Annotated in this window: 10 protein-coding genes; 5 read left to right on the forward strand and 5 right to left on the reverse strand. The window is 70.2% G+C overall.

Annotation, left to right across the window (positions count from 1 at the left end; genetic code table 11):
• The first annotated feature begins 9 nt into the window (after positions 1 to 9).
• From VKV26_07585 to VKV26_07595, 3 genes are all read left to right on the forward strand, one after another.
• Positions 10 to 846 (forward strand): SDR family NAD(P)-dependent oxidoreductase, encoded by an 837-nt coding sequence (locus VKV26_07585; GenBank protein ID HLZ69757.1) that lies wholly within the window; start codon positions 10 to 12, stop codon positions 844 to 846.
• A gap of 33 nt (positions 847 to 879) precedes the next feature.
• On the forward strand, positions 880 to 1,053 hold the full coding sequence (locus tag VKV26_07590; GenBank protein HLZ69758.1) for a hypothetical protein: 174 nt from the start codon (positions 880 to 882) through the stop codon (positions 1,051 to 1,053).
• Between the two features lie 75 nt (positions 1,054 to 1,128).
• Positions 1,129 to 1,578 carry a helix-turn-helix domain-containing protein gene (locus tag VKV26_07595; protein HLZ69759.1) on the forward strand — a complete coding sequence of 150 codons (450 nt, stop codon included), beginning with the start codon at positions 1,129 to 1,131 and terminating at the stop codon, positions 1,576 to 1,578.
• Between the two features lie 62 nt (positions 1,579 to 1,640).
• Here VKV26_07595 and VKV26_07600 read toward each other — a convergent pair whose 3' ends face one another.
• Both VKV26_07600 and murJ read right to left on the reverse strand, forming a co-directional pair.
• A complete protein-coding gene (locus VKV26_07600; protein HLZ69760.1) occupies positions 1,641 to 1,997 on the reverse strand; it encodes a zinc-ribbon domain containing protein in 357 nt (118 codons plus the stop codon).
• 174 nt (positions 1,998 to 2,171) lie between these two features.
• Positions 2,172 to 3,863: a murein biosynthesis integral membrane protein MurJ gene (murJ, locus tag VKV26_07605; GenBank protein HLZ69761.1), complete on the reverse strand. Its 1,692-nt coding sequence runs from the start codon at positions 3,861 to 3,863 to the stop codon at positions 2,172 to 2,174.
• 287 nt (positions 3,864 to 4,150) lie between these two features.
• On the opposite strand from murJ, the gene VKV26_07610 reads away from it, so the two are divergent.
• Complete coding sequence (locus tag VKV26_07610) at positions 4,151 to 4,297, forward strand: hypothetical protein (GenBank protein HLZ69762.1); 147 nt, start codon at positions 4,151 to 4,153, stop codon at positions 4,295 to 4,297.
• On the opposite strand, the gene VKV26_07615 is transcribed toward VKV26_07610, so the two are convergent.
• The 3 genes from VKV26_07615 to VKV26_07625 form a co-directional block, all read right to left on the reverse strand.
• On the reverse strand, positions 4,294 to 5,043 hold the full coding sequence (locus tag VKV26_07615; protein HLZ69763.1) for a hypothetical protein: 750 nt from the start codon (positions 5,041 to 5,043) through the stop codon (positions 4,294 to 4,296). The genes VKV26_07610 and VKV26_07615 overlap by 4 nt on opposite strands.
• Positions 5,044 to 5,355: 312 nt before the next feature.
• A complete protein-coding gene (locus VKV26_07620) occupies positions 5,356 to 6,303 on the reverse strand; it encodes a cysteine synthase family protein (GenBank protein HLZ69764.1) in 948 nt (315 codons plus the stop codon).
• Positions 6,304 to 6,343: 40 nt separating this feature from the next.
• Positions 6,344 to 7,168, reverse strand: coding sequence for an alpha/beta fold hydrolase (locus VKV26_07625; GenBank protein ID HLZ69765.1), 825 nt, complete (start codon positions 7,166 to 7,168; stop codon positions 6,344 to 6,346).
• Positions 7,169 to 7,398: 230 nt separating this feature from the next.
• Between VKV26_07625 and VKV26_07630 the strand changes: the two genes are divergently transcribed.
• The coding region (locus tag VKV26_07630; GenBank protein HLZ69766.1) for an adenylate/guanylate cyclase domain-containing protein at positions 7,399 to 7,637 on the forward strand (239 nt) is incomplete at its 3' end.

Below are 7,637 nucleotides of genomic sequence, written 5' to 3' on the forward strand. Positions count from 1 at the left end.
AGGGCCACGATGGGCACGCTGGACGGCAAGGTGGCGCTGGTTACGGGCGCGGCGAGCAGGCGCGGCATCGGCCACGGCATCGCGCTGGCGCTGGCGGAGGCGAGCGCCGACGTGGCCGTGAGCGACATCGGCCGGCGCAGCCTCGTGGCACGGGCCGAGCCGGAGGAGTGGCGCGGCCTGGACAGCGTGGTGGAAGAGATTTCTGGACTCGGCCGCCGCACGGCCGGGATCGTGGCCGATGTGAGCCGTGGTGAAGACGTGCGCGGCCTTGCCCGGCAGGTCGAAGAGCAGCTCGGGCGCATCGACATCCTCGTCAACTGCGCCGGCGCGCCGCAGGAGCCGTCGATCGGCGGCGGCTGGGAGCTGCCCGCGGAAGAATGGGAGCACGTGCTCGCCGTGAACCTGAGCGGGCCGTTTCTGCTCTGCGCCGCCGTGGTGCCGCGCATGCTGGCGCGCGGCGAGGGCGGGCGCATCATCAACATCTCCTCCGTGCTGGGCAAACGCCCGTGGCCGCGCCGCCCCGCCTACAACGCCAGCAAGCACGGCCTGATCGGCCTCACCCGCTCGCTGGCGCTGGATCTGGCGCAGCACCAGATCACCGTCAACGCGATCTGCCCCGGCATCATCGACACCGACCGGGCGCAGGCGCGGCCCGACCCGCTGCAGCGCATCGACTTCACCGGCGCACCGCTTTCGACCGAGGAGTTCGTGCGGCGCGAAATCCCGGCGCTGCGCCGCGGCACACCGCAGGACATCGGCGCGCTGGCGGCCTTCCTCGCCTCGCCGGCCGCGGCCTACATCACCGGCCAGGCGATCAATGTAGACGGCGGCTGGTACATGGCCTGAACGCCGGTGCAAACCCGCCCGCGGAGTCGAAGGATGAAACGCGCCCTCCACTGCCTTGCCGTGGCCGCCGTGCTGCTGGCCGCGGCCTGCGGTGGCTCGAACAACAAGACGAGGAACGCCGGCCCGGCGATCAACCCCGGCACGCCGCCGCCCCCGCCGCCGCTGCCCACGCGCCGCGCCTCGCCAACGCCCACGCCGTTCCGCTGACGGAGTGCGGCCAATACCGGTCACTTGAGGAAGTCAAGCGAGTGCGCTATCCTTGCGCGTGGAAGGACGGCGCAGATGAAGAGCTACGGACAGGATTGTGTAGTTGCCAACACGCTCGACATCCTCGGCGACCGCTGGACGCTGCTGATCGTGCGCGACCTCTTCCTCGGCAAGACCCGCTTCGCCGAGTTCCAGCAGTCGCTGCACGGCATTCCCACCAACCTGCTGGGCGATCGGCTGAAGCAGCTCGAAGAGCACGGCGTCGTCACGCGGCGCTTCTACAGCCAGCACCCGCCGCGCGCCGAGTACGTGCTGACGGAGAAGGGCCGGGCGCTCGACCCGATCCTGGGCGCGATCGCCGACTGGGGCGCGCGCTTCGCGCCGGCCGGCTCCGTGCCCGCGCGCCGGCACACCACGTGCGGCCACGCGGTGCGGCTGCGCTGGTACTGCGCCGAGTGCAACGAGCTGGCCGGGCGCAACGTCGAGGTGGTGCATAGCGGCGGGCCGTTGCCAGCCGCGTCATAGCGCAGCACGGCCGCGCATGCTCGCGGCCGTGCTGCTGTTTGGCTGTGCGGTTTTAGCGGAGGCTACTGCCGGGCGGCGCGGATCTTGTTATAGCAGTTGCTGCAATAGACCGGCCGGTCGCCGCGGGGCACGAAGGGCACTTCGGTCATCTGGCCGCACTCGGCACACGAAGCGGGGTGCATCTGGCGCGGCGTGCGGCCGCCGTAGCTGGCGAAGGTGCCGTAGCGAACGTACCCGTTATCCTCCGGGGCATCGAAACTGTTGTGCGTTTGCGAGGATTTACGCGCCGAGCGGCACGAGGGGCAGCGCACGGGGTCGTTCGTTAACCCTTTGCTGGCATAGAATTCCTGCTCTCCCGCCGTGAAGACGAACTCACGTCCGCAATCCCGGCACACCAGCGTTCGATCGACTGGACTCAAGACTTCCTCCGAAACCCGGGGCCACCGCGGCCCGCATAGATCAGAAAGGGCGACGCCAGGCGTCGCCCGCGCGGCACCGTTGCCTGCTACCTCTCCATTATACCCCATATACCCCATACTCCGGCAGCCGATCACACCGCAATTCGAGCGGGACTCGGATCCCCTGTACGCTCGCTACGAACGAGCGGCCGGCGCCAGCCGCCGCCAGAGCGGCCGCAGCAGCATCCACATCTCCTCCGAGCCAGTGAGCGCGGCCACAGCGAAGAAGGCCAGCGCCCCGATGGGAATGCCGACGACGGCTTCGAACAGGTAGCGCACGCCGCGGCGGTCGGCAAAGAGGCCGGTGTGCCGCGCCCAGACCATCGCCGCCGCCACGGCCACCGCCATCACCCAGGCGGCGACGATCGCCCGCGCCGCCGTCCACAGCAGCGCCCGCTCCTGCAGGCCGCCGATGCGCACCCGCAGGACGCAGAACAGCGAGGCCGCCTCCACCGTCACCGCCAGCGAGAGCGCCAGCGCCAGACCGCGGTAGCCCAGCGGCCCGCGCAGCAGCAGGCTGAAGCCGAGGTTCAGCGCCATGCTCAACACGGCGAAGAAGACGGGCGTGCGCGTGTCGCGCAGCGCGTAGAAGCCGCGGCTCAGGATCTCGATCAGCGCCTGCGAGGCGAGGCCCAGGCTGTAGAACAGGAGCGCCGTGGCGACGATGCCCGTGTCGCGCGCGGTGAAGCTGCCGTGCTGCAGGAGCAGCGAGGTGACCGGCACGCGCAGCACGACCAGCCCGAGCGTGGCGGGGATGGTGAGAAAGACGATGATGCGCAGCGCCTGCGCCAGGGTGTTGCGCAGCTCGTGGTGGTCGTCGTCCGCCGCCTGGTCGGCCATGTGCGGGAAGACGGCCGTGGAGATCGCCTGGCCGACGAGGGCCAGCGGCAGCACCACCAGCGACCAGGCGTAGCTGAGGCTGGAGACGGTGCCGGCCGCCATCTGCGAGGCGAAGAAGTTGGAGACGGCGAAGTTGATCTGCACCGCCGCCAGCCCCAGCATGCGCGGCAGCATCAGCGTCACGACTTCGCGCACCGCCGGGTCGCGCAGCCCCAGCGTGCCGTAGTAACGCATGCCCACGCGCGCCAGCCCCGGCAGCTGCACCAGCAGGTGCCCGCCCGCGCCGATCACCGTGGCGATCGCGAGCAGCGTGACGCCCGAGCGGGCGCTGCCGCCGACGAAGCCGTAGAGCAACGCGCCGCCGATGATGCCGAGGTTGTAGAGCATCGGCGCCATGCCGCTGAGGAAGAAGCGCCGCCGTGCGTTCAAAATGCCCGAAACCATGCCGCTCATCGCGAAGATGATCGGCGCGGCCAACATCAGCCGCGTGAGCTTGACGGCCAGCGCCCGCATCTCCGGCCCGCGGCCCACGCTGTCGCCCAGCCCCGGCGCCGTGAGCGGCACCAGCTTCGGCGCCAGCACGAAGGCGACGACGGCGAGCAAGGCCGTGACCAGCGTGACCAGGTTCAGCGCCGCGCTGGCCAGCCGCCAGGATGCCTCCTCGTCGCGGCGGCTGCGCACGCGGGCAAACGTGGGAATGAAGGCCGAGGCCAGCGTGGCGCCGGCGATCACCTGGAAGAGCAGGTCGGGGATGCGGTTGCCGATGTAGTAGGCGTCCAGCTCGGGTGGCGTGCCGAAGGCGTGGGCGATCGCCGTGGTGCGCAGGGCGCCGAGCACGCGGCTGCCGAAATACGTGGCCGCCACGATCGCCGAGGCGAGCGTGAGCGCCCGCGCATGGCCGCCGGCGGACGGCGCTGCCGGTGGCTCGGCGGGCCACGCCGCCTGATCGGCGCTATCGGCGTCATCAGTGGAAGGCGGTGCGGCCATCGGCTCCTGCTGCTGTGCTGCCCTCGCACGCGGCTGTGGCCGGCGCCGGCGGCCGCGCTCCGCAGCCATGGTACCGAGAACGATGTTCTGGCGCCCGCCGTGTCTGTCGGCAGCTTCATCACCCGGGGTGAAATCGTCGACAGCGCCGGCCGGGCGGACCTGGTATACCCGCTTCAGGAGCACACGATCGCACGATCTAAAGAAGGTGAATGTTGAGCGAACGAGCCAGGACGCGAAACAAGGCCGGCGCCTTCGTACAACAGCCGCCCAGCGCCGCGGAGGCGGAGGTGCAGGGCTATCTGCTGCCGCCGTTCGGCCTCACTGTGGCGCCACAGCTGCCGGCGGGCGGTGTCGCGGATAAGACCTCCAGGCCTCATCTGAGCGACATCCCGATCGTGAAATACGTGGATAAGGCGAGTCCGAAACTGTTTTAGTGCGGCAGGTCGATGAACTCGGTCGGCATCTCGTGCTCGAGCGCCGGCGTGTTGGGCTGGCGCAGCGCGTCGAGCTGGGCCAGGCGGGCGAGGCCGCGGCGTGTGTCGCTGGCGACTTTGGCGCGGTCGCACTGGCGCAGGCGGTACTTGAACAGCCAGTAGGTGAACTCGCGCTGCTCGCCGAAGCTCGTGCGCTCGCCGTGCGGCAGGCCGCGCTGTTCGCGGAAGAGCGCCAGCAGCCACTCGCGCGGCTTCTGATAGATGCGCTGGAAGGCCGTCTCGTCCGTGCGGGCGTCGAAGCCCCAGGCGCGGCAGCGCACCTCTTTCTGCACGTCCTCGTCCACCGCGAGCTGCAGCGCCTCTTCCACCGTGATGCCGTAGTGATGGTTGAGATGGGCGCGGTACTTGACCGGGCCGAGGCCGCGCTTCAGCGTCTCCGTATCCAGGCGCACGGGCGCGCGGCCGTGGAAGATCAGATCCTCGCGCTCCACGGCGGGCACGAGGTCCGTCACCGCATCAAGCAGCCGCTCGGCGAGCAGCAGCCAGTCGAACGCCTCGCCGCCGATCAGGTAGACGTAGTGCCGCTCGCCCACCGTTTCCACGGGCACACGCCAGCGCTGCACCGCGCGCAGCAGCGCCGTGAACCACGCTTCGCCCGCCAGCAGCGCGGCGCGCAAACCGGCAATGACCTCACCCGGGGCGCGGGTGAGGTCGTCGTAGACCAGTTGGGTAGTTTCTGACGCCATACCTGGTGAGCTTAGCCCCGGCGGGGAGACATGGCAAGGAAAGCAGCGACGCGAGCGCGTCCGCACGAGCCTGAGCGAGTCCGCGCGGCGTAGCCTGCGCCCACTGCGGCACGCTGGCCGCCCCTGCACACGGTTGCGATCCGCTGCAGGCTCTGCGACAATCGATCTGTCCGCAGCGGTGGTCTCACCCCCTGGCGCGTCGGCCCTCACCCCTGCCCGTCGGCCCTCACCCCCTGCCCCTCTCCCAATCCTGGGGGAGGGGAGTTCTTGCTACGCCCTACACCCTACGCCCTCGATGCCCTGTTCCCTCCGTCACCACCAGATCACGTCGTCCATCGTGTCGTCGTCGTGCTGCTCGGGCGGCGGCGCGTTCCAGATGCTGGTGCCCAGGTACTTCCAGCCGGCGTCGGCGAAGAGGCAGACGATGTTGCCGTACTCGATGCGGCTGGCGAACTTCAGCGCCGCGTGCAGCACCGCCCCCGCCGAGACGCCGGCGAAGATCCCCTCGCGGTGGATCAGCGCGTAGGCATGGCTGAAGGCGTGGCGGCTGCGCACCAGCACGCGGCCGTCCAGCATCGCCAGGTCGAGGATCGGCGGGATGTAGCCGTCACGCAGGCTTTTCAAGCCCTGCACGAAGTTGCCCGGGTGTGGCTCGACTGCCACGACTTTGGTGTGCGGGTTCGCCTCTTTCAGCCGGCGGCCGGTGCCCATGATCGTGCCGCCCGTGCCCAGGCCGGCGACGAAGATATCGACGCCCGGCAGGTCGGCCAGGATCTCGGCGCCGGTGCCCTCGTAGTGGGCGCGGCTGTTCTCCTCGTTGGCGAACTGGTCGAGAATGAACCAGCCGCGCTCGCGCGCAAGCTCGCGTGCCAGCTCCATCGCCCGCTTGATCCCGGCTTCGGCGGGCACCCAGATGATCTCCGCGCCGTAGACGCGCAGCAGGTCGCCGATCTCGGGGAAGACGTTCTCCGGCACCACGACCTTGACGGTGTAGCCGAGCTGACGGCCGATCATCGCCAGGGCGATGCCGGTGTTGCCCGTCGTCGCCTCGACGATCGTGGCGCCCTGGGTGAGCTTGCCCTCGCGCCGCGCCACCAGCAGCATGCGCCGCACGATGCGGTCTTTGACGCTGCCCGTCGGGTTTTGCCCTTCGAGCTTGGCGAACAGGCGCACGCCGGGCTTGAGGTCAAGATGGCGCAATTCGACCAGCGGCGTCTCGCCGATGTGTTCCAGCACGTCCGCGCAGGTCAGGTGCGCCACGGCGCCGCTCGCTTTCGCCCGCCGCCCTCGGCACGGCGGCTCAGCCCAAAAACTCGGCCACCAGCCGGTTGAACTCGGCGGCCTGCTCGAAGGGCGGCATGTGGCCGCAGCGTTCGAAGACGTGCAGCCGCGCCCCGGCCACGCGCTTCACGGCGCGGTGGGCATGGCGCACGGGAATCGTGCGGTCGTTCTTGCCCCAGACGATCAGCACGGGCAGCGCCAGCTTCGAGGCGATACGCAGATGCCGCCGCCAGCGCCGCACGCCCAGCAGCGTGATGTTGCTGCGCAGGCTGCGCAAAAAGGCGCGGCGGTTGCCCGGCTGGCGCCAGACTTGATACACGGCGTCCACCAGCTCGGGCGTGATCGCCGCCGGGTCGTAGACCTGCCGTTCGAGGGCGCCGCGCACTTGCTCGGGCGTGGGCGTCTCCACGAAGCGATCGACCAAAGGCAGCGTGAGCATACGCAGCGGCCAGCTGACGTTGCGGCCGAAGCCGGCGCTGCTGACCAGCACCAACCGCCTGGCGAGTTGCGGTTGCTCGGCGGCGGCGAGGGCGCACATCAGCCCGCCGGCGGAGAGGCCGACCAGGTTCGCCGGCTCGCCGCAGACCTCCTCGACGAAGGCGCGCACGAAGGCGCCGCCCTCCTCCACGCGGTAGGCGGCGTCGGGCGCGGGGGAAAGGCCGTGGCCGGGCAGATCCAGGGCGTAGACGCGGGCAGCCGCGGCCAGCTCCGCGATATTGCGTTGATAGCTGATCAGCGAGCCGCCGACGCCGTGCACCAGCACCAGCGGCGGCCCCTCGCCGGCGACGACGAAGTGCGTGCGGTAGCCGGCGACGCTGCGGTAGTGTTCCTCGATCCCGCTCACCGACCCATCCTAGCGCGAATCGCAACGCGAGGGGTATCGGCCGATCTCCCGATAGATCGCCCGCAACGGGCGGGGTGCGGAGCGAGGCGACGCTTTTCGGCCGGCACGCAACCCGGGACGCCCAGGATCACACTTCGGCCAGATCGGGAACGGCGTGTCGCCCGAGTCGCTACACTATGCGCGGCAGGTCGAGCAATATCGGCTGAGCGTAGCGTTCGGAGCCTGTCCGTATGGCCGCGCTTCCGACCGGCACGATCACGTTTCTCTTTACGGACATAGAGGGCTCGTCTCGGTCGTGGGAGGAGCACCCCGCCGCCATGCACCGGGCCATGGCCCGCCACGACGCGCTGCTCACCGCCGTCTTCGAGCGGCACGCGGGCGTCGTCGTGCGTCCGCGCGGCGAGGGCGACTCGCTCTTCTGCGTCTTCGTGCGCGCCTCGGATGCCGTGGCGGCGGCGCTGGCCGGGCA

The sequence above is a fragment of the Dehalococcoidia bacterium genome (assembly GCA_035310145.1).
GTDB lineage: Bacteria > Chloroflexota > Dehalococcoidia > CAUJGQ01 > CAUJGQ01 > CALFMN01.